This window comes from Candidatus Enterococcus testudinis (genome assembly GCF_002140915.1).
GTDB lineage: Bacteria > Bacillota > Bacilli > Lactobacillales > Enterococcaceae > Enterococcus_D > Enterococcus_D testudinis.
On sequence record NZ_NGKU01000001.1, the window covers coordinates 1,272,770 to 1,296,983 of the forward strand.

A 24,214-nucleotide genomic window follows, 5' to 3' on the forward strand; every position below is an offset into this window, starting at 1 on the left:
AGCTATTACAATATTTACGCTTGTTTGTTAGATTATATGATATTAATGTCGCGAATGATCTATCATAAAATTCCGGAATTAATTTTTTAAAATTGTAAAAATGACGAATACTTACTCAATGGATGACTTTTAGTCCAGCAATAGTAGATTTAAAATGAAAATGAATACTACATCAACTTTTTTATCGAAACAGTCATTAGGAAGATGTCTAGTCAACCAGTTCTCTGCTGGTTCAAATATCAAGTAGGTAAGTAAAGTAAGCGAGTAGTTTCAGTGGAATTGTTAGAGAATCAATTTTTCTTGATTGATTTCAGATGACTGACAAGATAGTGAGCTGTAACACACAGAATCGATACCTACTTCTTACACAAACACTGATCCTTTAAGTTTGTTCTATTTCTCGATAAATGCTAAATCCTCTCAAACAGCATGTAAGAGAATTTTCAGCACTGTAAGGAAGTTACATTTTTTACTGTAGTGTTAAATTTTTCATTTTAAAAGGTGGTTATAATGAAACGATTCTTGTTTAAAATTTTTGGGAGAGTACTTTTTTTATCTGTTTTCCTAATAGTCAGTGGTTGTTCAATAACAAATAGTTCTCTCATTGAAGTAAGAAATCAGGAATTAGCACAAGCTTTGGAAAGTGATTCTAAATTTTTCATATATATAGGTAGACCAACATGTCCTATATGTGAAGATTTTGAGAGTATTTTAGAAAATGCTTTAGAAGAACTTGATAATAATTTGTACTATTTCAATACAGATAAAGCTAGAGATGAAGATGAAGAAAAAATGTTAGCATTAATAGAATCTTTAGAAATTGTTGCTGTTCCAACAATTATCTATGTAGAATATGGTGAAGTAATCAGTCAACTTAATGGCTTACATACTCAGGTTGAGGTTATAGATTTTTTTGAAACTTACAGCGATAATTAAAATTTGATTAAATTGATTATGTAAATCCTTTGATTGATATAAGCAAGTTATTGTCAAACGGCAAAGATTTATCTAATAATTATAAAAACAACGGCAGTTCCGATAATCTTTGATTGCTTAAGAATCATCTTAACTGCCGTTGTTTGTTTGAATATCCGAAAAACATACTGATTTTTATCAATTATTTTCTAAAACTTTATTTATGAAAAGGCTGAAATTCAAAATACATACTATTTTGAATCATCTACTGTTTCGCCTATGTATTGTAGATTTACTTTAAATTTCCCCCCAAATATTTCTGCAAATAATGTTCCAATGGTTAACTAAACTTCCATGATAAGTTCAGTGAACAATCGTTTTTGTATCGACTTCTTCTTTTTTTATTTGACTGTATCATTTGTATGTAATCAACAAAGTCCATCAAGCATTCAGGTAATCTCAGAATATGACTATCTTCCCATTTTTCGATCGATAGTATCAGCATATCAGAAACCTCACTTTTTTTAAATTCATATTGGTTACTCTTTTGTTCCATATAATTCAGTTAAAATTGATTCAGTCTTATCATGTCAGAATTCGTTAATTGACCAACTTTTCTATAAGTAATGTTCTTCTTATCTTTATTCAAGGCTCTTATCGTCCCAACATCTATCCAAGAATGTTTCTGTAAACCAGCTTTTCCCAGTCTAAAATTGGAAAATAGACGCGTATGATTGAATCAGACTTATTGTCGTATTGCCTTGTAATGCTAAAAAATTCAATTCTATTTTTTATCTCTTACAACCAATATTGGCCTGCGCTTACCACCGTCTTTATGCATAAACGCCACATGTACTGTTAGGATTTCGTTAGTCTTCATTGAGCCACTCTTCAATTTCTGAGTCAATTACTAATTCTTTGACTGAAGGTAGTGGTTCTCGACTATCATTATTATTAAAACATTGTATGTGTTAAGTTAAACGTATTAGATTGAATAAGAGAATACTATACAAAACCATAAAACATCCCCAACCTATTTCTATCGGTCGGGGATGTTTATCACGAGTCTTTTTAAAAACTTTTAAAGAACTTTCTCTATGCTCTCTGTCATTTTCATTGGATTGGTTTTAGGTGCAAAGCGTTCGACGACTTGGCCTTGGCGGTCAACCAAAAACTTTGTAAAGTTCCATTTGATGGCTTTGCCTAATGTGCCGGGCGCTTCTTCTTCCAGATATTGAAACAGTGGATCGGCTTGTTTGCCATTGATGATTGTCAGTTGGTGCATTGGGAAGTCAACGCCATAGGTGGTGCGGCAGGCTTCAGCTGCTTCGCCGGCAGATGCGACTTCTTGCTTGAACTGATCGGAAGGAAAGCCGAGGATCATCAAGCCTTGGTCTTTATAAGTATCATACAGTGCTTGCAAATCTTTGAATTGAGGACTGAGTCCGCACTTTGTTGCCGTATTGACGATAATCATTGGTTGCCCTTGATAACGAGATAGGGGATAAGATTCTCCTTGTTCATTGGTTACTGTAAAATCATAGATGGACATCGAAATAATCTCCTTTGTATAGCTGTCGTTGACACAAGTATACGGCAAAAGAACAAAAATAACCAAAGATAGTTCTTTTGCAGATAATGTGCTTTTGTGAAGACGATAAAAAAACTGCAGCTGAAATTCACGCTGCAGTACATATCTTTAGACTTCTGAAATGACTTCTGTTTCTGGTTCTTGGGGATGAACCACGGATTTTGTCTTCCACACGCCTGAATGCCACCGATAGATCATCAAGATACTGCGTAAGGCTTCATCAATGGCATAAGCGATCCACACGCCAATCAGCCCAAATTTGAAGACGATGGCTAATGAATAGGAGAAAGGCAAACTGATGACCCAAAGGACGACAAGGCTGCAGATCAAAGGGAACTTCACATCGCCGCTGGCATTCAGTGAGCCGACCAAGATCATGTTGACGGCACGGGCAGTCTCTAAAACAATCTCCACCAAGAAGACGCCTTTGGCAATCTCGATCACATCTTGGTTGGTAGTGAAGATACCCATGATTGGTTCAATGAAAAGATACGTCAATAGACAGATTACGACAGAAGCGATGATGCCGATCACCATGGTGCGCATGCCGCGTTTGTGGGCACGATCGAATTCTCCGGCGCCGACATTACGTCCAATCATGATTTGGTTCCCTTGGCTCAAGGCAGAGGCAATCAAATACACGAATTGGGTGATGGCAGTCACATAGGATTTGGCAATCAATACACTGGAACCCAATTGGGCAACGATCATTGTGACAACGACTTGGGCGCCTTGATAGGACAAGGATTCACCAGATGAAGGCAGGCCATAGGTCAAGATGTTTTTCATCATCGGCCAAGAGACGTGCTTCCAACGAGCGGACAGCACCGAGAAATTGACATGTTTCTTCAATAGATAGGCTGCTACGATCAAGCCAATCGTGTTGCCGAAAACGCTGGAGAAAGCCAAGCCAGTAACGCCAAAATTTGGCAGACCAAATGGACTGTACAAGACGAAGTAGTTGCCGATAACTGCTAGAATACTGGCAAACATCGGTACCAACAAGGCTGGTTTGGTAAAGCTATGGCTACGCATCACAGCAATGATCACTGCTGTTAGCGAAGAGACAAACAAACTGCCGCCATATACTTGCAGATAGCCTCGGCCTAAATCGACCAACTCTGTATCCAGACCCATAAAGCGCAATAAGTACGTCGAACCAAAGATAAACATCAAGCTGATCAGTACACCAAGGAACAATGAACCGAATAATGCGGTGTTGATCACAGCGGGGATTTTGTTTCGTTGCTTGGCACCGATCAATTGAGCGATGATGATTTGGGTACCGACCGTTATAAAGCCATAAATAAAGACAGTTAAATTCAATAGTTGATTGGCGGCACTGACAGCAGCAACAGCTGGCTCAGAATAATGCGAGATCATCCAGACGTTGACATTCCCGATGACTACCCGCAAAAATAATTCCACGAAAATCGGCCAACTAAGGAAGAGCAGCTCGCGATCAGACATACCTAAAAGTTTTTTCTTATTCAATTGTAAGGACTCCTTATTTTCTATATAATAGATGTATCGTGAAAATTTTACAAAATTTGAAAATAAAGTCAATGTAATTTTCAAAAGAAAATACCGGACTATCTTATTATTTTTTGTAAGCAAAACAGTTGAAAGAAACTGCGTTTGAAAGTAAAGTATGGATAGTCCAAAAATGGAGGGAATAGTATGTATGATGTAATTATCATCGGCGCAGGTCCTGCAGGGATGACTGCAGCACTGTATGCGTCACGTTCGAATCTATCGGTCTTGATGATCGAAAGAGGTGCCCCTGGCGGCCAAATGAACAATACGGCAGAAGTAGAAAATTATCCTGGGTTCGAATCAATCATGGGACCGGAATTGGCCTTTAAAATGTATGAAGGTGCCATTAAATTTGGTGTGGAAAATGCCTATGGGATCGTTCAAACAATCACTGATCAAGGTACATACAAAGAAGTTGTAACAGAAGATAAGACCTATCAAGGCAAAACTGTGATCATTGCAACTGGTTGTGTACATAGAAAACTGGGTGTCAAAGGCGAGGAAGAATTCGCTGGCCGCGGCGTGTCTTATTGTGCTGTCTGTGACGGTGCATTTTTCCGCAACAAACGTCTAATCGTTGTTGGCGGTGGGGATTCTGCTGTTGAAGAAGCCATCTATCTGACGCAATTTGCTTCAGAAGTAACGATCGTTCACCGTCGTGATGAACTGCGGGCGCAAAAAATCATTCAAGACCGCGCTTTTGCCAATGAAAAAGTCTCATTCATTTGGGATTCAGTCGTAGAAGAAATCGTAGGCAATGATATGGTCGTAACTGGTGTGCAAATCAAAAATGTGAAGACCGGTGAAGTGACGGAAGAAGCGGCAGGCGGTGTCTTCATCTATGTCGGCTTGGATCCGTTGACTGAACCTTTCAAAGCGAGCGGTATCACCAATGATGCTGGTTGGATCTTGACCAACGATCAAATGGAAACAGCCATTCCTGGTGTCTATGCGGTTGGCGACGTTAGAGAAAAAGGGTTGCGTCAAATCACGACTGCTGTCGGTGATGGCAGTATCGCTGGACAACAAGTCTTTGATTTCATCGAAACCCAAAAAGATATCGAGATCGTACAATAGAAATTTGAACAAGCTGTTATTTTTAAAACCGACACAGGTTTAATAACAGCTTGTTTTATTTTGCGTATGGTTATTCTTTGCGAATGTTTAAAGTAGTGTTATACTATTTTTAAAGTGAATGAAAGAAAAAGGAGCGGTTGTTTTATGTCATGGAAAGAAACCTATGAGCAATGGACATCTAGTCAACATTTAGATGATACCTTGAAAGGGCAATTAACAGAATTAGCAGAAGATCCTGCGATGCTGGAAGATGCGTTCTATATGCCTTTAGAATTTGGTACAGCAGGGATGCGGGGCATCTTAGGACCTGGAATCAATCGAATGAACATCTACACGATTCGTCAAGCGACTGAAGGGTTAGCACGCTTTATGGATACCCAAGATCCAGAAACCAAAGCAAGAGGTGTAGCGATCGCTTATGATTCTCGTCACTTCTCACCAGAATTTGCGATGGAAGCAGCGCGCACATTGGCGCAACATGATATTCCCTCGTATGTGTTTGAAAGCTTGCGTCCGACGCCTGAATTATCTTTTGCAGTGCGTTATTTGAAAACCTTTACTGGAATCATGATCACAGCTTCTCATAATCCAGCAGCCTACAATGGCTATAAAGTCTATGGTGAAGACGGTGGACAAATGCCGCCTGCTGATGCGGATGCGTTGACAGCGTTTGTTCGCGAAATCGACAATCCATTAGCTATTCCAGTGTTGTCTGAAGAAGCAGCGAAAACCAGCGATTTGATCCATATCGTTGGCGCTGAAATCGATGATGCTTATTTAGAAGAAATCAAAAGCGTGACTATCGATCATGATTTGATTGCCGCAACCGGCAAAGATCTGAAATTAGTCTATACACCATTACATGGAACCGGCCGCATGTTGGGTGAAAGAGCATTGACTCAAGCCGGCTTTGAACAGTTTGTGATCGAGCCCTCTCAAGGGAAGCCTGATCCAGATTTCAGTACTGTTCAATCACCGAATCCTGAAGAGCATTCAGCCTTCGAATATGCCATCGCCTTAGGGGAAAAAGAAGGGGCAGATCTGTTGATCGCCACTGACCCGGATGCGGACCGCTTAGGGGCAGCTGTCAAAATGCCAAATGGCAAATATCAAGTATTGACTGGAAACCAAATCGGCGCTTTAATGATTCGCTACATTTTAGAAGCCCACAAACAAGCCGGCTCGTTACCAGAGAATGCGGCTGTGTTGAAATCGATCGTTTCAAGTGAACTACCGACAGCGATTGCCAAATCATATGATGTTGATATGTTCAATGTGTTGACTGGCTTCAAATTCATTGCGGAAAAAATCCAACAATATGAAGAAGATCACGCTCAAACCTTTATGTTCGGCTTTGAAGAAAGCTATGGCTATTTAGTGAAACCTTTTGTCCGGGACAAAGATGCCATTCAAGCATTGGTTCTGTTAGCAGAAGTGGCGGCATTCTATAAACAATTTGACAAAACATTGTATGATGGCTTGCAAGACATCTTTGCAGAATATGGCTTCTATGCTGAAAAAACAATCTCCGTAACCATGAGTGGTATGGAAGGTGCAACCAAGATTGCGGCCTTGATGAAAACATTCCGTGAGAAAGCACCATCTGTTTTTGCCGGCACACCTGTCGTACAAACAGAAGATTTCAAATTATTGACACGTGTGGGCTTAGATGGCCATATGCAAAAAATGACGACACCACCTTCTGATGTATTGAAATATACCTTAGAAGATGAAAGTTGGATCGCTGTTCGGCCGTCTGGTACTGAACCGAAGATCAAGTTTTATATTGGTGTCAAAGGTGAATCAGCTGCAGATGCTGAACAAAAAATTGCTGATTTACAAGCAGCGATCGAAGAAATCACCGGCGAATAATCGGGAAGCACTCAGAATGTTTTTTTCTGAGTGCTTTTGATTCAATTTGACAAGTGCAGCTTTACCGCGCTAAAATGCTACAAGAAAGTGAGGCTCAAGCCTATGTCCACACCACAGCCAGAAGAAATCCAGCAAGTGACACAAATGTTCAAGATGCTAAGTGACCCCACACGCTTAAAAATTTTGTTGTCCTTGCAAGAGGGTGAAAGAAATGTCACCTCAATTGCAGGAGAAGTACATATGGAGCAATCAGCGGTTTCTCATCAGCTGAAATTGCTGAAAGACAATCGGATCATTAAATCGGAACGGCAAGGAAAAACCATCCTTTATAGTCTAGATGACAAACATGTTGTCGATATTTTGCAGAAAACATTCGAACATATCCATCACCGTTAAAACTAGGACGAGAATTTCTCGAAAGTCCTAGTTTTTTCCTATTCTTTTTGGTATGCTAGTAGAAAAATTAAAATCAGATGAACGGTTTTTAATAACGTTTTCAGTTAGGGGGCATTATGGGTAAGCAATTAAATGTCGGATTATTAGGAATGGGTGTTGTCGGCAGCGGGGTTTGTCAGGTGCTTTCAGAGCAGCGAGCAGCGATCAAAGCACGTACAGGGGTGGAGATCACCATCACCAGAGCATTGGCTTCACCTTACGAAGATAAGTCAGCGATTGCTGATAAATATGGTTTTTCTTTGACCGCCACGGTGGAAGAAATCTTTGCCGATCCTGAGATCGATGTCATCGTTGAGCTGATTGGCAAGATCAACCCGGCGAAAGAATTTATCCTGGCGGCATTGGCACACAAGAAACATGTGGTGACTGCCAACAAAGATCTGATTGCCACCCATGGCCCAGAGCTATTGGCCGCAGCAGAGAAAGCAGGGGTATCCTTGTATTTTGAAGCCAGTGTTGGTGGCGGTATTCCTATCCTACGTACACTGAGTACCCATTATCTGCCAGATACGATCACCGATATTTTCGGAATCGTCAATGGTACCACGAATTATATGTTGACGAAGATGGTCGCTGAAGGGTTGACCTATGAAGAAGCTTTGTCCGAAGCACAAGAAAAGGGCTTTGCCGAATCTGACCCCACCAATGATGTCGACGGGATCGATGCGGCCTATAAAATGGTGATTTTGACCAAATTTGCTTTTGGTATGACGATTGATTTAGCGGACATCGATATCAAAGGCATCCGTGGGCTGTCGATCGAAGATATCCAGCAAGCCGCGGCCTTTGGCTACGATGTTAAGTTGATCGGCGCTGCACAAAAGAATACCGCTGGCGCTGTTGCTGTTTCGGTAGGTCCAGTTTTGGTACCGCAAAGCCACGCCTTGGCTTCCATCAAATCTGAATTCAATGGTGTCTTTATCAAGAGTACGGGCATCGGTCAATCAATGGTCTACGGACCGGGGGCTGGTTCTAGACCAACAGCAACCAGTGTGGTCGCTGACTTAACGGAATTAGCCAAGCACAGAGCTGATGGCATCGTTGCACCCTTCATTCAATTTGATGCGCCCGCTCATTTGGCAGCAGCAACAGAAAGAGTCGATCGCTATTATCTGTCGTGTTCATCAGACATTGATCTGTCAGAAACGATCGCAGAGGTGATCGATCCAACAGTACCACCTCAACAAAACAGCAATGGCAGCAGTGCCTACCTGACAAAACCAATCACTCAGCAGTTTGTAGAAGAACGATTTGGCAACAGCGCTGGGATCCAAATGATGAAAGTAATGGAGGAATTCTAATGTATCAAGGACTATTACATCAATATAAAGACTATTTACCTGTAACAGAAAAAACACCGCAATTGTCATTGGCAGAAGGCAATACACCATTGATCCCGTTGCCTAGTTTATCTAAAGAGCTGGGTATCACTTTATACGGCAAGTATGAAGGCTTGAACCCAACTGGCTCATTTAAAGACCGCGGCATGGTGATGGCCGTAGCGAAAGCAGTGGAAGAAGGGGCGAAAGCCATCGTTTGTGCGTCTACTGGGAATACAAGTGCGGCAGCTGCTGCCTATGCAACAAGAGCGGGCATCAAAGCCTACGTCGTGATTCCTGATGGCAAGATCGCAATGGGTAAATTGGCACAAGCCATAGTCTATGGAGCAGATATCATTTCGATCCCAGGCAATTTTGATGAAGCGTTGAAAGCAGTCCGAGATATTGCCGAAACAGAAGCGGTTGCCTTGGTCAACTCCGTCAATCCTTATCGTTTGGAAGGACAAAAAACAGCGGCCTTCGAAGTCTGCGAACAATTAGGGCAAGCACCTGATGTCTTGGCGATCCCTGTGGGAAATGCCGGCAATATTTCCGCTTATTGGAAAGGATTCAAGGAATGGCATGAGAAACAAGGGACAGCATTGCCAAGAATGCATGGCTTTGAAGCTGAAGGTGCAGCAGCCATCGTTCGTGGTGAAGTGATCGAGCAGCCCGAAACGATTGCGACTGCAATTCGCATCGGTAATCCAGCAAGCTGGCATTTAGCAGAAGCTGCGCGAGATGAGTCAAATGGACACATCGATGCAGTGACGGATGAAGAAATCTTGAACGCCTATCGGAAAATCGCAGCGCAAGACGGTGTCTTCATCGAACCGGGCTCAGCTGCATCATTGGCTGGCGTCATCCAACATGTGAAAGACGGAAAAATCAAAGCAGGCGAAACAGTGGTGGCTGTCTTCACTGGAAACGGCTTGAAAGATCCAGATACTGCTATTTCAGCAACCGAAGTAACGATCAACAAAATGAGTGATTTAGAAGAAATGCGTCAACATTTACGTGAAGGAGTTGCCCAACTATGAAGATCCGCGTTCCTGCAACTAGCGCCAATTTAGGGCCTGGTTTTGATTCCTGCGGGATAGCTCTCTCCAAATATTTGGTGATTGAAGTGCTAAAAGAAAGTTCAGAGTGGGAAATCATTCATGAACTTGGCAAAGAAGTACCGACAGACCGATCCAATCTATTGTTACGTGTGGCTTTGAAATTGGCACCGTCGATGAAGCCTCATCAAATCAGAATGACCTCTGATATCCCCTTGGCAAGAGGGTTGGGCAGCAGTTCTTCTGTGATCGTGGCAGGCATTGAGCTGGCCAATCGTTTGGGCAACATGAATTTAAGTGCTGCGCAAAAATTGGAGATCGCTACGGCGATCGAAGGGCATCCGGACAATGTTGGTCCAGCAATCTATGGCGACTTTGCTGTGACTGCCTATGACCACCAAAGCAAACATACGTACTTGGTCAAGCATCACTTTCCAGAGTGTGATATCATTGCCTACATTCCAGATCATGAGTTGTTGACGGAAACAAGTCGACATGTCTTGCCGAAAGAACTATCATTTCAGCAAGCCGTCGAAGCCAGCGCAATCGCCAATGTGATGATTGCTGCTTTGATCAATGGCAATTTGCCTTTGGCGGGGCAATTGATGCAGCAAGACCGTTTCCATGAAAGTTATCGTGAAAAAATGGTGCCGCATCTGTCTACGATTCGCCAAATCTGTGAAGAAGAAGGCGGCTATGGCTGTTTCTTGAGTGGTGCGGGCCCTACGGTATTGGCCATCGTCCCAGAAGACCATTCAGAACGCATCTTACGTTTGCTTCGGGCTTTAGAACCTGAGGCATCGATCGAGCTGTTGCAGATCGAACGAGAAGGCGTCCAAGTCTTTTGATCATATCACAAATAAAACCAATCGCGTTTGTAGCAGAAGCAACGGCTTCTGTTGACAAACGCGATTGGTTTTTCATTATGCATTTTTGCTGCAATGGATCAATCTCTTGGTTCAGAACTATAATAACTGTGGTCTTCTAAATTCAGGGCATTGAGAATCATTGAGGCGGTTTCTTCGATTGATAGTGACGCAACGTTGATCACCACGCATCCCAGTTTTTCATAGAGATCACCGGCAAAGGCTAGTTCTGCCTTGATTTTTTCAATATCAGAATAGGCAGAATCAGGGTTTAAGCCATAGGAGCGCATCCGTTCTTTACGGATACTGTTCAAGACGTTGGGATCATTGGTCAGGCCAACGATTTTTTGCGGATCGATTTCCCATAATTGTTTGGGAATATGGGCTTGCGGTACCAAAGGCAAATTGGCTACTTTCAAGTTTTTATTTGCCAGAAACAAACTTAACGGTGTTTTCGACGTACGGGAAACGCCGAGCAAAACGACATCTGCTTCCAAAAATCCTCGAGGGTCTTTGCCGTCGTCGTACATCACCGCAAATTCCATGGCTTTGATCCGTTTGAAATAATTTTCATTGAGATGATGCAGCGCACCGGGTTCTCTGGATGGTGCAATGCCTGTGCGGCGTTCAACTTCTGTTACAGGAGGGGTCAGCACATCAAAATGGTAAAGAGCGGCTTCTTCGCAAAAGTGATTGGTCAAGTCAACTAAATCACCATTGATCAAGGTGTGTAAGATGATGGCATTGTGTTTTTTTGCGTCAGACAAAGCTTTGATCAATAATTCTTTGGTGTGGATAAAGGTCCGGCGGAATAAGTTGAATTCGACACCTGGATATTGGGCCATCGTGGCTTGCGCCAGCTTGGATGCTGTTTCTCCAGCAGAATCAGATAAAACAAAAATCGTAACAACTGTTGCATTTTCGGTCATTTTTTCAGATAAAGGTTGTACGGGTTGGTCATTTGAGGTCATAGTGACATTCCTTTCTTGCTTTTTTGATGATTTCATTATACCATACATAAGACCAATAAAAATCGGAACGATTTTGATTTAACAGGAGGTTGCTATGCAAAACAAACCAATGATCGAACATGCCATGACGATATTGAAAGAAAATGGCTTTAAGTATACCAAAAAGCGGGAAGCGATTATTACGTATATGGTAAAACGTAACCGTTATCTGCCGGCAAAAGAGATCCACGAATTTATGTCAGAAAAATATCCTGGCTTGAGTTATGATACGATCTATCGAAATCTGCATGATTTTTCCGAGATCGGTATTTTGGAAGAAACAGAATTGAACGGTGAGAAGAAATTTCGCTACAATTGTTGTGCAGAACTTGAAGATCATCACCATCACCACTTTATCTGTACCGTTTGCGGCAAGACCAAAGAATTGAATATTTGCCCGATGGATTTTTTCCAACAACAGATTCCAGGTTGTACAATTGAAAGCCATCGCTTTGAAATATTAGGGCGTTGTGAAGATTGCCAATGAAAACCTGAACATTATTTGTAACAAGTGCGTTTTTTTTGCGAGAATGCCTTGACACTTTTTCAGGGGTTAGCTATAATTTTTAAAGGACAGTCGTGTTTTTTGGGATTTAATTTCAATAACAACTACGGTTACTTTTTAAGCTCGGAGGGAGGGAATTTACATGTCAAAAACAGTCGTTCGCAAAAACGAATCACTTGACGATGCTCTTCGTCGCTTCAAACGTTCCGTGTCAAAAGCGGGTACTTTACAGGAATCTCGTAAACGTGAATTTTACGAAAAACCTAGCGTAAAGCGTAAGAAAAAATCTGAAGCAGCTAGAAAACGCAAAAAATTCTAATTTTCTACTGTTTTGAGAATTGGAGCTGGTAGTGTGACACTACTAAGTACACTGAATGATGACATGAAGACAGCGATGAAAGCCAAAGACAAAGACACGTTGCAGGTGATTCGCATGTTGAAGGCATCGATTCAAAATGAGCAGATCAAAAAAGGCGCTGAATTGAATGATGAAGAAGAATTGACCGTATTGGCGCGTGAAATGAAACAGCGTCGCGATTCTTTACACGAATTCGAAAAAGCAGACCGTCAAGATCTTGCTGAAAAAGTCAAAGTTGAAATTACAATTGTTGAAAAATATTTGCCAGCACAATTAGATGAAGCAGAAATTCGTCAAATCGTTGCCGGTGCGATCGAAAAAACAGGCGCGACTTCCGCCAAAGAATTTGGTAAAGTCATGGGTGCTGTCATGCCTCAAGTCAAGGGCAAAGCAGATGGCAATCAAGTCAATGCGATCGTCAAAGAATTATTAGATCAAATGTGAGATCACGCCGTAAGTATGATTCTATACTTGCGGCTTTTTTGTTGTCTTTCGCACCAATTGCGTATTTCTTAAAAAAAGAATAAACCGTCTCGGAAACGCCTTCATACAATAGAAGTAATTTTGCTTTTTATCAAGATATGGTATGATAAGTGAGAATGCCTAAAAAGGAGCTGTACACTATTTGACTGACAAAACAATAACAATCGATATCAAATTAACCGAGAATGATGATGTTCGTTTATTGCTCGGTGCCCATGATAAACATATCCAAGTCATCGAAGATTCGACAGGTACGTTGATTCACACCAGAGGAGAATTGATTCAGATCGTCGGTGAAGAAACGGCCGCGAATAAAGCCCAGTCCGTCATTCATGCATTGCAAGAATTGATCAAGCGGGGCATCAATATCAGTACACCAGATGTCATTACGGCTTTGAATATGGTCAACAAAGGCAGTTTGGATTATTTTAAAGATATGTATGAAGAAGAGCTAGTGAAAGATCGGACCGGAAAACCGATTCGTGTCAAAAATGCGGGACAGAAAAAATACATTGATGCTGTCAATACCCATGATGTCGTCTTTGGCATCGGACCAGCCGGAACTGGGAAAACCTTCTTGGCCGTTGTTATGGCGATCGCCGCACTGAAAAAAGGTCAAGTCCAAAAAATCATTTTGACCCGTCCTGCTGTTGAAGCTGGCGAAAACCTTGGCTTTTTGCCAGGGGATCTAAAGGAAAAAGTCGATCCGTATTTACGTCCTGTCTACGATGCGTTGTATCAAATATTCGGGATGGATCATACCAATCGCTTAATGGAAAGAGGCGTGATCGAAATTGCGCCATTGGCTTATATGCGGGGGCGGACATTGGAAGATGCATTCGTGATTCTTGATGAAGCGCAAAATACCACCATTGCACAAATGAAAATGTTTCTGACCCGATTGGGCTTTAATTCCAAGATGATCGTCAATGGCGACACGAGCCAGATTGATTTGCCCAAGGGCACGCTCAGCGGCTTGATCCATGCCGAAAAAACCTTAAAAGGAATACCAAAGATTGCCTTTGCTCATTTTGATGCTGGGGATGTTGTACGGCATCCAGTTGTTGCAGATATCATCAAAGCATATGATGAAGCAGATCTTAAAGACAAACGATAAAATTTGTCTTTTGGGAGGGAAATTATGATCATTCAATCATTAAAGAAATTTCGTGAACGGCTAGGGAAGTTCTACTTGCCCGTGCTGCTTTTATTCTTTTTTGTTTTTTCTGTAGGCATCATGTACAGCAGTGTCCAACAAAACAATGTCGATTACAGTGAAGGCCAAGTGGCAGAAGAGAATATTCGTGCCAACAAAACCATTGAAAACACAACGGCGACGGAGCAAAAGCGGACCCTAGCGGCCGAGGCTGTTTCTCCAGAATATACTTATCAAGATGGCTTGGCACAAACCCAGCATGATCGGGTGGATTATCTTTTTGAGCTGGTTACTACAGTCAACGCTGAAATCAAAGCGGATTATGACAAGCAAGTCGCCGATGCCGATGAAGATGAAAATGTACCGAAACCGGATACGGATGAGTATATCGCTGCGCTCAAAAAAGAATTTGAGAAATTAAGTGATGATGAGCTCGATTTTTATCAAGCGTTGACGACCAACTTTTTGACGACATTGTTTTCTCTAAGTGACGATGAACTCAATACGGTTCGGACGTATGCCTTGCAATTGGTCGATGAACAAATGGCCAAACAAATCCGTCAATCGGAGTTAAGCACTTTTCGCTCAGAGGCAGTCGATAAAGTCCAGTTTTTGGATGTTACCTCTGATATGGGCAGTGTCTTGCGCTTTATCGTCAATCAAGGGATCGTTGTCAATGACTTCCCGAACGAAAAGCGGACAGAAGAGGCAAGACAAACAGCAATGGATGCGGTGCAGCCGGTAATGATCTATCAAGGGGAGATCATTGTTCGAGAAGGATCTCAAATCGATGCGAACTCTTTAGAGAAACTGCAGCTGCTTGGGATGACCAATCAGACGTTTTCGGTCTTTCCATTGATTGCGTTGCTCTTGGCTATGGTCTTGCAGATGTTGATGGTCTTTTACTACACGCGTCAGACCAAAGGCAATGAGAAGCGCTTGAATGCTGTCACTTTTTACGTGATCGCCATGGTCTTTAGCGTTTTACTAATGAAGTTTTTCCAATTGTTCCAATCAGAATTGGTGACCTTTATTCCACTGTTTTTCCCAGCGGCATTTACTCCGTTGATTCTGAGTATTTTCTCGAGTCGGCGTTTAGGGATTTTGTCAGCTGCATTTCAAGTGATCGCTGCTTTATTTATTTACTTTGATTCCAGCGGTACCAACTTGCTGACGACCGTTTTAGTGACCTATCTGTTTAGTGGACTGATGGGGACGATGGTCAAACGAGCGCGGATTGCCAGTCAAGGGAAAACGGCAATCGTCTGGGTGATTTTGTTTCCGCTGTTACTCAGCACGATGTTGGTGATTTTCCAAGGGATGGACTTTGCCCGCGGCAATACGTGGACAACGATCGTTTGTGGATTGGCGGGTTCGCTGTTAAGTTATTTGTTGACGATGGGCTTGCATCCATATATCGAATTACTAGTCTCTGACGAAAGTATGATCGTCCTCAATGAATTGAGCAATCCCAATCATCCATTGTTGAAACAACTTTTGGAAGAAGCACCTGGCACCTATCACCACAGTATGATGGTGGCGAATTTGAGTGCAAATGCCGTTGCTGAAATTGGTGGTCAAAGCTTATTGACTCGTGTGGCTTGTTATTACCATGACATCGGCAAAGTCAAGCATGCCAATTTTTTTGTGGAGAACTTACCTGCAGGTGCTGAAAATCCCCACAACTTTTTGTTGCCGGAAGACAGCAAGCAAATTATTTTCGGTCACGTGATCGATGGTGCAGTCATTTTAGAAGAAGCACATATGCCGCGGATGGTGGTGGACATTTGTCGCCAGCATCATGGTACGACACTGATGCGCTACTTTTATGTCAAAGCCAAAGAGCGCAATCCGGAGATAACCGAAGCTGATTTCCGTTATCCTGGACCGAAACCGCAAACGAGAGAAGCCGGGGTTGTCAGCATTGCTGATAGTTGCGAAGCAGCAGTTCGGGCAATGGACAATCCAACCAACCAGAAGATTCAAGAGTTTGTGGCCAATTTGATCAATGATCGAATTTTAGATGGTCAACTTGATGAAACTGGTCTGACCTTGAAAGAAATACGCATGATCGAAAAATCATTGGTCAATGGCTTATGCAGTACGTTCCATTCACGGATCAAATATCCTAAAATGAAGTCAGAAGCTGAAAAAATGAAAGAAGAACAAGAAAGAAGAGAGCGCTAATGGAGATTACCTTTATAGATGAAACCAATTCAGTAGGAGAAAACAAAACGCAAGAAATCGATGCATTGCTACAATTTGCAGCAAGTTATCTCAAGTTGCCAGAAGATACCGAAATGTCCGTTACGTTCATGGATAATGCCGCAATCCAAATCATCAATCGCGAATACCGTGACAAAGATATGCCAACCGATGTGATCAGTTTTGCATTTGAAGAAGAAACCGATGAAATGCCGATCATTTTTGACGAAGAAATGGAGGCTATGCCAAGGGATCTAGGCGATATTATGATCTCTATCGAGCGTGCCCGAGAACAAGCTGAGGAATACGGGCATAGCTACGATCGTGAATTAGGCTTTTTGGCTTTGCATGGTTTCTTGCATATCAACGGCTATGACCATATGACACCAGACGATGAAAAGGAAATGTTCGGTCTGCAAAAGGAAATATTGGATGCCTATGGACTCAAAAGATAAGAATAAAGATAAGAATATTGAGAAGAACAAACAATTCATCGCTTCCTTTGGGTTTGCTGCAACTGGCATCAAAACGGTTTTTCAAGAAGAACGCAATATGCGCAAACATGTTTTATTAGGTGTTTTGGCCATTATTGCTGGATTTGTATTCCGTTTGCACCAAATGGAGTGGCTTTGGCTCTTACTGGCGGTCTTTTTGGTCTGGATCGTCGAGATCATCAATACGGTATTTGAAAATGTGGTCGATATGTTCACTGATTTTCACTTTCATCCGATTGGCAAAAAAATCAAAGATATGGCAGCAGGCGCTGTACTCATGACCGCTATTTTCGCTTTAGTGGTTGCTGCGATCATCTTTATACCTAGAATCTATACTTTACTTACAAATTGGTTATAAACCATATAAAGGGGAACACAAATGACAACTCACAAATCAGGCTTTATTGCGATCGTTGGTCGACCAAATGTCGGCAAATCTACACTATTGAATCGCGTAGTAGGACAAAAAATTGCAATTATGAGCGACAAAGCACAAACCACCAGAAACAAGATCCAAGGGGTCTACACAACAGACGAAGCCCAATTGATCTTTATTGATACGCCAGGCATTCATAAACCCAAACATCGCTTAGGCGACTTTATGGTGGAAACTGCCTATAGTGCCCTTAGAGAAGTTGATGTGACATTGTTTATGATCAGTGCCGACCAAAAACGGGGCAAAGGTGATGACTTTATTATCGAACGTTTACGTCAAAACCAGACACCGGTTTTTCTTGTCATCAACAAGATCGATAAAGTGCATCCTGATCAATTATTGGCGATTATCGAAGACTACACGGCACAAATGGACTTTGCGGAAGTCGTGCCGATTTCTGCTACAGAAGGCAACAACTTCGAAAAATTGATGTCATTGTTGACGGATATCATGCCAGAAGGTCCGCAGTACTTCCCTGATGATCAAATCACAGATCACCCGGAATATTTTATCGTTTCGGAATTGGTTCGCGAAAAAGTCTTGTTGCTGACTAGGGATGAAGTACCCCACTCTGTGGCGGTAGTCGTTGATTCCATGAAACGTGATGACAATGACAATGACAAAGTGCATATCCAAGCCACGATCGTGGTTGAACGAGACAGTCAAAAAGGGATCATCATTGGCAAGGGTGGCAAAATGCTGAAACAAATCGGCACGAAAGCCCGTTTAGACATCGAACATCTGCTTGATGATAAGGTCTATCTAGAATTATGGGTCAAAGTCCAAAAAGATTGGCGCGACAAACAAACCTTCTTGACGGATTATGGCTATCGTCAAGACGAATATTAAGTCGATCAATCAGCGTCAACTTGATAGGACAGAGGAAGAACAAAGAAACTGACCAGTGATGAACTGCGTCAGTTTTTTTGACCCTTTACGAATAAATATGTTATAAACTGCTTTGTGTACATCCGATGGATGTACAAAGTGGTATAATAAATAGATGAAAGGGAGTGAGAAGATGTCAAGACTCAGTATTCGAATCGACGATGATTTGAAAGAACAAGCGAAAGAATTATACGCAGAGCTAGGCATGGACTTGACGACTGCCGTTACCGTATTTTTGAAGCAAAGTGTGAGAGAACGTAAATTGCCGTTTCAGCCAGGAGCTGAAACATTAGATGATGTAGTGGCTCGATATGAAGCTGAACATGGAATTGTCACGAAAGCAGATTCTATCGAAGAATGAATGGAACAGTCGCATGCTGACGATTGAGTATACGCCAAGTTTTAGACGTGATTTTAAGAAAATGATTATAGATGCATATCATTAAAAGAAGGGATTAACATGAACCTAGCAGAAACCAAAGGAATTCTCCTGTTTTCCCGTGACCATAAGGAAAAAGACAAATTGGTCAAAATTTTTACTGAATCAGCGGGGAAACAAATGTTTTACGTGAAAGGGGCGCATCGCAAAAACAACCCCTTGGCGCCGGCCTTGATTTCATATACGGAGGCCGTATATATCGGAACGATTCGCGGTGAGGGGTTGTCGTTTTTGAACAATGCCAAGGATATTCATCCTTTCAGAAACATCCAAGCAGACATCTTTATTGCTGGCTATGCCTCTTATTTGCTGAGTTTGGCGGATGTCGCTATCGAAGATCGGGTGTATGATCCGCATCTGTATCAATTTTTGCATGAAGCGTTAACGTTATTGGACCAAGGCAATGATCCTGAGATCATTACCAATATCTTTGAAATCCAATTGCTGCAGCGTTTTGGGGTGTCACCTAATTGGCATCACTGTGCTGTTTGTGGGAAGACGGAAGGGCGTTTCGATTATTCGTCAAAATATAATGGGGTGCTCTGTGAGCAGCACTGGTCACAAGATGATCGTCGCTACCATGCAGACCCGAAAGCCATTCATTTTGCACGATTGTTTGCCCAAATCTCTTATGACCAAATTGCCTCGATCCAATTAAAGGCGGGTACCAAACAAGCGATACGTATATTTTTGGATGCACTATATGATGAATATGTTGGTATTCATTTAAAAAGTAAAAAGTTTATCGATCAAATGGGTGCCTGGCAAGATGTGTTAAAACCCAAAGATCAATGATAGAGTCGGCGAAACTTCATTGGAGTGATGCCGACTTTTTTTTTGAATAATGCGGTAAAATGACTGGCATCTTGAAAGCCAGCAGCAAATGCCACTTGTTGGATTGGCAAATGTTTCTGAGCGACGAGATATTCTTTGGCACGATTGATGCGGTAATTCAGCAAATATTGCGATGTGGATTGACCCAGAAAGCGATTGAACAAGCGGGCAAGATATTGGGGGGAAACATACATCATCCCTGCCAACTGCTTGACCGTCAGATTCTGATCATAGTTCGTTTCGATTTCTTTTATCACAGGAGCCAGTATTTGTTGATAAAGAGGATGCTGTTCGGTCAAGATCCCTTGTTTTTCTTGCATGAGTGACAGCAAAAAATGATAGCAATGGCTAGATGTGCGCAATGGATCAGAACTGCCTTGCTGATCAGCAGCAATCAAGGTATCGATCCAATCACTGGACATCAAATGCTGTTTGTTTTCAATTAGCACATATCCTTCTTGGCTAAAGGACTGCAGCAGGTCACTTGCTAGAGAACCGTAAAACGTCGCGAATGAAGTTTCCCACTGATGATACATCGGTGCATAGCTGTGGGGGGTGAAAGGGAAAATCAAGATACCTGCGCCTTCAGGCAACATGAATGTCTGGTCACCGATCTGGATCTTTCCTTGTCCTTGATTGCTCTGCAGCCAATGATAGTAAGGATAGCCTTGGGGTCTATGCACGGTGTCTTGGTTCCAATGATTGCCAATACTCTCAATGTTGAGGGGCAGATGGTGTCCAGATGGATAAAAGTAGATTGGCATAAGCGCCTCCTTGTTTCGAATAATAATAAAATACTGTTATAAGTCTTATATTACACAAAAATGTAAAGCCTTACAATGGGAACAAGTAATCATTTTAAAGGAGGCAATACAACAAATGAAACCTGTATTCAACAGAATCTTATTTGGCGGTGACTACAATCCGAATCAATGGCCACAAGATATTTGGCAAGAGGATATGCAGATGTTTAAGAAGGCCAATATCAACAGCGCAACGATCAACGTGTTTTCTTGGGCACAGATCCAACCTTCTGAACATGTCTATGATTTTTCTGAGCTCGATCAGATCGTTGAGATGCTTAGCAAGGAAGACAAAGACATTGTGTTGGCTACAGCCACCGGTGCGCTGCCAGCATGGATGTTCAAAAAATACCCTGAAGTTGGTCGGACGGATTATCAAGGACGACATCATAAATTTGGTCAAAGACATAACGCGTGTCCCAATAGTTTGGTCTATCAAAAATATGCGGCTGCGATTGCCGGCAAACTGGCTGAGCGCTATGGTGACAACCCCCATGTGACGTGTTGGCATATCAACAATGAATACCAAGGGGATTGTTATTGCGAGCAATGCGAAAAAGCCTTTCGGGTGTGGCTGAAAGATAAATACCAGACGATCGATGCTTTAAATAAAGCTTGGAATATGTCCTTCTGGGGCCATACTGTCTATGAGTGGGATGAAATTGTCTTGCCAAATGCGTTATCCGAAGGGATTAGCCATGACAAAACGGCTTTTGCTGGCATATCGATCGATTATCGCCGTTTTAGTTCCGATAGTCTGTTAGAAAACTTTAAAATGGAAAGAGATGCGATTCGAAGATTTGATCCCACAACACCAGTGACCACCAATTTGATGGGGACTTTCAAAGGATTGGATTACTTCAAGTGGGCCAAGGAAATGGATATTGTTTCTTGGGATAATTATCCTGCGTATAACACTCCTTGGAGCTTGGTATCTATGACCCATGATTTGATGCGGGGACTAAAGCAGCAACCTTTTATGCTGATGGAGCAGACACCTTCGCAACAAAATTGGCAACCATATAATTCTTTGAAAAAGCCCGGGCAGATGCGGGCGCAAAGCTATCAAACGATCGCCCACGGTGCAGATACGATCCAGTTTTTCCAATTACGTCGTTCGATTGGCGCCTGTGAAAAGTTCCATGGTGCAGTCATTGAACATGTTGGCCATGAAGAGACACGGGTTTTTCGTGAGACAGCTGACTTGGGCAAGGAATTGACGCAATTGTGGGAAATCATGGGTACAGGCAATCATGGCAAAACAGCGATCATTTTTGACTGGGATAATTACTGGGCCTTGGAATATACCAGCGGACCGACGATCGATTTGACTTATGTGGATCAGATCCACCAATATTACCGCTATTTCTATGACCAGAATATTCCTGTGGATATGGTGTCAGTGACGGCAGATCTGACAGATTATGACTTAGTGATTGCACCTGTATTGTATATGGTCAAAGAAGGTGTCGCAGAGCAGTTGACGGACTTTGTTGAAACGGGCGGTACCTTGGTCACTACTTATATGAGCGGCATTGTGGATCAATCTGACAATGTCCACTTAGGCGGCTATCCTGGTCCATTGCGGCAACTAGCTGGTATCTGGGTGGAAGAAATAGATGCGCTGGCACCAGAGCAAACCAATCAAGTCCAAATCAATGAACGCCTAAAGGGCAGCAGTCGCTTAGTCAGTGATTTGATTCATCTAGAAGGCGCTGAAGCACTGGCTGTTTATACAAGCAATTTTTATGCGGGGATGCCTGCTGTCACCAAACATACCTATGGGAAAGGCACAGTCTTTTATTTCGGGACGCAGTTGGATCAGGATGCTTTCGACCTTCTGATGACAGCGGTCAAAGAAACGGCCGCGATCGAACCAATCATCGCAGCGCAAACAGCAATCGAGATCACTCGCCGTCAAAGCGAAAGTCATGACTATTATTTCTTGATCAACTTTGAAGCAGAGGCACAACCTTTACCGGCTTATTTTGTTGGCAAAACAGATCTATTGTCTGGGGCGATCCTCGAAAAAAACCAAACATTATCGCAATATACCACGTATATCATTAAAGAGGAGCGACACAAATGACGACTTTTTCAATTACCGATGATTTCTATCTGGATGAAGCACCCTTCAAATTCATTTCCGGATCGATCCACTATTTTCGGGTAGTACCTGAGTATTGGCGGGATCGTTTAGAAAAACTGCGGTTAATGGGCTGCAATACAGTCGAGACCTATGTGCCTTGGAATATGCATGAACCGCAGGAAGGAACATACTGTTTTGACGGTGGGTTAGATCTGCGCCGCTTTATTCAGACTGCGCAAGAAGTCGGCTTATATGTAATCTTGCGCCCAGCACCATATATCTGCGCAGAGTGGGAGTTTGGCGGGTTGCCATACTGGCTGTTGCAAGATCCGCAGATGAAGTTACGCTTTGATTACCCACCGTTTATGGAGAAGATCGATCGTTATTTCAGTCACTTATTTCTGCAAGTCAATGATCTGCAATACACGCAAGGCGGACCGATTTTAATGATGCAAGTCGAGAATGAATATGGCGGATATGCCAACGACAAAGACTATCTCAGAAAAATGACTGCTGCGATGCGGACTGCCGGTGTAAAAACCCCGTTGGTTACTTCAGATGGGCCTTGGCACGATATGCTGGAAAATGGCAGTATCCAAGATCTCGCGTTGGCAACGATTAATTGCGGGTCAAACATCAATGGGCATTTTGAACGGTTGAAAGCATTTCATGGCGTGAAAAAACCGTTGATGGTCATGGAATTTTGGATTGGTTGGTTCGATGCGTGGGGAGATGACCATCATCACACCACTTCGACAACAGATGCGGTCAAAGAGCTAACAGATTGCTTGGCACAAGGGTCAGTCAACATCTATATGTTCCATGGTGGCACCAATTTCGGCTTTATGAATGGCGCCAATTACTATGAACGACTGGCACCGGATGTCACCAGTTATGATTATGATGCTTTATTGACTGAATGGGGGGAACCAACCGAAAAATATCAGGCTTTCCGTGATGTAATCGGTCAGATCGTACCGCTGCCCGATTTTCCTTTAAGTACAACCATCAAACGAAAAGGATACGGCACTGTGACAGTACAAGATCGCGTCTCTTTGTTTGCAACGATCGATACGATCAGCCAACCGATCGCAAGCAACTATCCATTATCTATGGAGCAAGTCAATCAAGCTACGGGTTATATTTATTACCACTCGGCGATTGGACCTGCTCGCAAGATCGAAGATTATCGCTTGATCCATTGCATGGATCGTGCTCATACCTTTATCAATGACGAACTGATTCGAATCGATTACGATCATGACCTCGGCAAAACCAATCAAATCGATTTAACGGCAGCAGAGAACGAATTAGGCATTCTAGTAGAAAATATGGGGCGGGTCAATTATTCGGTTCATATGAATCATCAATACAAGGGCATTAAAGACGGCGTGATCGTCAATGGTGCTTTCCAAAGTGAATGGATGATCTATCCTTTGCCAATGGACAATGTAGCTGACGTTGATTTTTCTGGTGACTGGCAGGCTGGTCAGCCGAGTTTTTCTCGTTTTGCGTTAACGATTGAAGAAACAGCAGATACTTTTATCGAATTACCCGGATGGGGAAAAGGGTTTGTCACTGTCAATGGGCACAACATCGGTCGTTTTTGGCAAGAAGGACCGCAAAAACGAGGCTATGTGCCAGCACCGTTCCTGAAAGAAGGAGCAAATGAAATCATTGTTTTTGAAAGTGATGGCATCGTAGGTGATACGATCATTTTCCATGACCAAGCAGATTTAGGTCCAATTCAATCAAATCAATAAGAAACACATTTATCATTGACAAATACCCCTGTTACCTACTATGATAAGGGTAATTGAATCA

Annotated in this window: 23 protein-coding genes; 19 read left to right on the forward strand and 4 right to left on the reverse strand. The window is 42.4% G+C overall.

What is annotated here, in order from left to right:
• The first annotated feature begins 510 nt into the window (after window positions 1–510).
• The gene (locus A5886_RS06090) at window positions 511–936 is read left to right on the forward strand and encodes a thioredoxin family protein (protein ID WP_086274125.1); all 426 of its coding nucleotides are present in this window, start codon (window positions 511–513) and stop codon (window positions 934–936) included.
• A gap of 1,060 nt (window positions 937–1,996) precedes the next feature.
• Here the strand turns inward: A5886_RS06090 and A5886_RS06100 are convergent.
• The gene (locus A5886_RS06100; RefSeq protein ID WP_086274126.1) at window positions 1,997–2,467 is read right to left on the reverse strand and encodes a glutathione peroxidase; all 471 of its coding nucleotides are present in this window, start codon (window positions 2,465–2,467) and stop codon (window positions 1,997–1,999) included.
• A gap of 147 nt (window positions 2,468–2,614) precedes the next feature.
• Complete coding sequence (locus tag A5886_RS06105; protein WP_179189984.1) at window positions 2,615–4,000, reverse strand: MATE family efflux transporter; 1,386 nt, start codon at window positions 3,998–4,000, stop codon at window positions 2,615–2,617.
• 186 nt (window positions 4,001–4,186) lie between these two features.
• On the opposite strand from A5886_RS06105, the gene trxB reads away from it, so the two are divergent.
• The 6 genes from trxB (at window position 4,187) to thrB (ending at window position 10,672) form a co-directional block, all read left to right on the forward strand.
• Window positions 4,187–5,119, forward strand: coding sequence for a thioredoxin-disulfide reductase (trxB, locus tag A5886_RS06110; RefSeq protein ID WP_086274127.1), 933 nt, complete (start codon window positions 4,187–4,189; stop codon window positions 5,117–5,119).
• Between the two features lie 144 nt (window positions 5,120–5,263).
• On the forward strand, window positions 5,264–6,991 hold the full coding sequence (locus A5886_RS06115) for a phospho-sugar mutase (RefSeq protein ID WP_086274128.1): 1,728 nt from the start codon (window positions 5,264–5,266) through the stop codon (window positions 6,989–6,991).
• Between the two features lie 102 nt (window positions 6,992–7,093).
• The gene (locus tag A5886_RS06120) at window positions 7,094–7,387 is read left to right on the forward strand and encodes an ArsR/SmtB family transcription factor (RefSeq protein ID WP_086274129.1); all 294 of its coding nucleotides are present in this window, start codon (window positions 7,094–7,096) and stop codon (window positions 7,385–7,387) included.
• Window positions 7,388–7,503: 116 nt separating this feature from the next.
• Window positions 7,504–8,748 (forward strand): homoserine dehydrogenase, encoded by a 1,245-nt coding sequence (locus A5886_RS06125; RefSeq protein WP_086274130.1) that lies wholly within the window; start codon window positions 7,504–7,506, stop codon window positions 8,746–8,748.
• Window positions 8,748–9,806, forward strand: coding sequence for a threonine synthase (gene thrC, locus A5886_RS06130; protein ID WP_086274131.1), 1,059 nt, complete (start codon window positions 8,748–8,750; stop codon window positions 9,804–9,806). Before A5886_RS06125 ends, thrC begins: the two co-directional genes overlap by 1 nt.
• The gene (thrB, locus tag A5886_RS06135) at window positions 9,803–10,672 is read left to right on the forward strand and encodes a homoserine kinase (protein ID WP_086274132.1); all 870 of its coding nucleotides are present in this window, start codon (window positions 9,803–9,805) and stop codon (window positions 10,670–10,672) included. The genes thrC and thrB overlap by 4 nt, the downstream gene beginning before the upstream one ends.
• A 98-nt stretch (window positions 10,673–10,770) precedes the next feature.
• On the opposite strand, the gene A5886_RS06140 is transcribed toward thrB, so the two are convergent.
• Window positions 10,771–11,619: a pyruvate, water dikinase regulatory protein gene (locus tag A5886_RS06140; RefSeq protein ID WP_086276005.1), complete on the reverse strand. Its 849-nt coding sequence runs from the start codon at window positions 11,617–11,619 to the stop codon at window positions 10,771–10,773.
• A gap of 136 nt (window positions 11,620–11,755) precedes the next feature.
• Between A5886_RS06140 and A5886_RS06145 the strand changes: the two genes are divergently transcribed.
• From A5886_RS06145 to recO, 10 genes are all read left to right on the forward strand, one after another.
• Window positions 11,756–12,187: a Fur family transcriptional regulator gene (locus A5886_RS06145; RefSeq protein WP_086274133.1), complete on the forward strand. Its 432-nt coding sequence runs from the start codon at window positions 11,756–11,758 to the stop codon at window positions 12,185–12,187.
• Window positions 12,188–12,347: 160 nt separating this feature from the next.
• Window positions 12,348–12,524 carry a 30S ribosomal protein S21 gene (gene rpsU / locus A5886_RS06150; RefSeq protein WP_002356740.1) on the forward strand — a complete coding sequence of 59 codons (177 nt, stop codon included), beginning with the start codon at window positions 12,348–12,350 and terminating at the stop codon, window positions 12,522–12,524.
• A gap of 33 nt (window positions 12,525–12,557) precedes the next feature.
• On the forward strand, window positions 12,558–13,007 hold the full coding sequence (locus A5886_RS06155) for a GatB/YqeY domain-containing protein (protein ID WP_086274134.1): 450 nt from the start codon (window positions 12,558–12,560) through the stop codon (window positions 13,005–13,007).
• A gap of 181 nt (window positions 13,008–13,188) precedes the next feature.
• Window positions 13,189–14,163 carry a PhoH family protein gene (locus tag A5886_RS06160; protein ID WP_086274135.1) on the forward strand — a complete coding sequence of 325 codons (975 nt, stop codon included), beginning with the start codon at window positions 13,189–13,191 and terminating at the stop codon, window positions 14,161–14,163.
• A 24-nt stretch (window positions 14,164–14,187) separates the two neighbouring features.
• Window positions 14,188–16,389, forward strand: a complete 2,202-nt coding sequence (locus tag A5886_RS06165; protein WP_086274136.1) for an HD family phosphohydrolase — start codon at window positions 14,188–14,190, stop codon at window positions 16,387–16,389.
• Window positions 16,389–16,862 (forward strand): rRNA maturation RNase YbeY, encoded by a 474-nt coding sequence (gene ybeY, locus A5886_RS06170; RefSeq protein ID WP_086274137.1) that lies wholly within the window; start codon window positions 16,389–16,391, stop codon window positions 16,860–16,862. The genes A5886_RS06165 and ybeY overlap by 1 nt, the downstream gene beginning before the upstream one ends.
• On the forward strand, window positions 16,840–17,259 hold the full coding sequence (locus A5886_RS06175) for a diacylglycerol kinase family protein (protein WP_086274138.1): 420 nt from the start codon (window positions 16,840–16,842) through the stop codon (window positions 17,257–17,259). Before ybeY ends, A5886_RS06175 begins: the two co-directional genes overlap by 23 nt.
• 21 nt (window positions 17,260–17,280) lie before the next feature.
• Window positions 17,281–18,186 (forward strand): GTPase Era, encoded by a 906-nt coding sequence (era, locus tag A5886_RS06180; protein ID WP_086274139.1) that lies wholly within the window; start codon window positions 17,281–17,283, stop codon window positions 18,184–18,186.
• Window positions 18,187–18,358: 172 nt separating this feature from the next.
• Window positions 18,359–18,586 carry a type II toxin-antitoxin system RelB/DinJ family antitoxin gene (locus A5886_RS06185; protein ID WP_086274140.1) on the forward strand — a complete coding sequence of 76 codons (228 nt, stop codon included), beginning with the start codon at window positions 18,359–18,361 and terminating at the stop codon, window positions 18,584–18,586.
• 99 nt (window positions 18,587–18,685) lie between these two features.
• Window positions 18,686–19,459, forward strand: a complete 774-nt coding sequence (gene recO / locus A5886_RS06190) for a DNA repair protein RecO (protein ID WP_086274141.1) — start codon at window positions 18,686–18,688, stop codon at window positions 19,457–19,459.
• On the opposite strand, the gene A5886_RS06195 is transcribed toward recO, so the two are convergent.
• Entirely contained in the window at window positions 19,453–20,262 is an 810-nt protein-coding gene (locus A5886_RS06195) for an AraC family transcriptional regulator (protein ID WP_086274142.1), read from the reverse strand. The genes recO and A5886_RS06195 overlap by 7 nt on opposite strands.
• A gap of 115 nt (window positions 20,263–20,377) precedes the next feature.
• Between A5886_RS06195 and A5886_RS06200 the strand changes: the two genes are divergently transcribed.
• Together A5886_RS06200 and A5886_RS06205 are read left to right on the forward strand one after the other, a co-directional pair.
• Window positions 20,378–22,390: a beta-galactosidase gene (locus tag A5886_RS06200; RefSeq protein ID WP_086274143.1), complete on the forward strand. Its 2,013-nt coding sequence runs from the start codon at window positions 20,378–20,380 to the stop codon at window positions 22,388–22,390.
• Window positions 22,387–24,153, forward strand: coding sequence for a glycoside hydrolase family 35 protein (locus A5886_RS06205; protein WP_086274144.1), 1,767 nt, complete (start codon window positions 22,387–22,389; stop codon window positions 24,151–24,153). The genes A5886_RS06200 and A5886_RS06205 overlap by 4 nt, the downstream gene beginning before the upstream one ends.
• Window positions 24,154–24,214 lie beyond the last annotated feature (61 nt).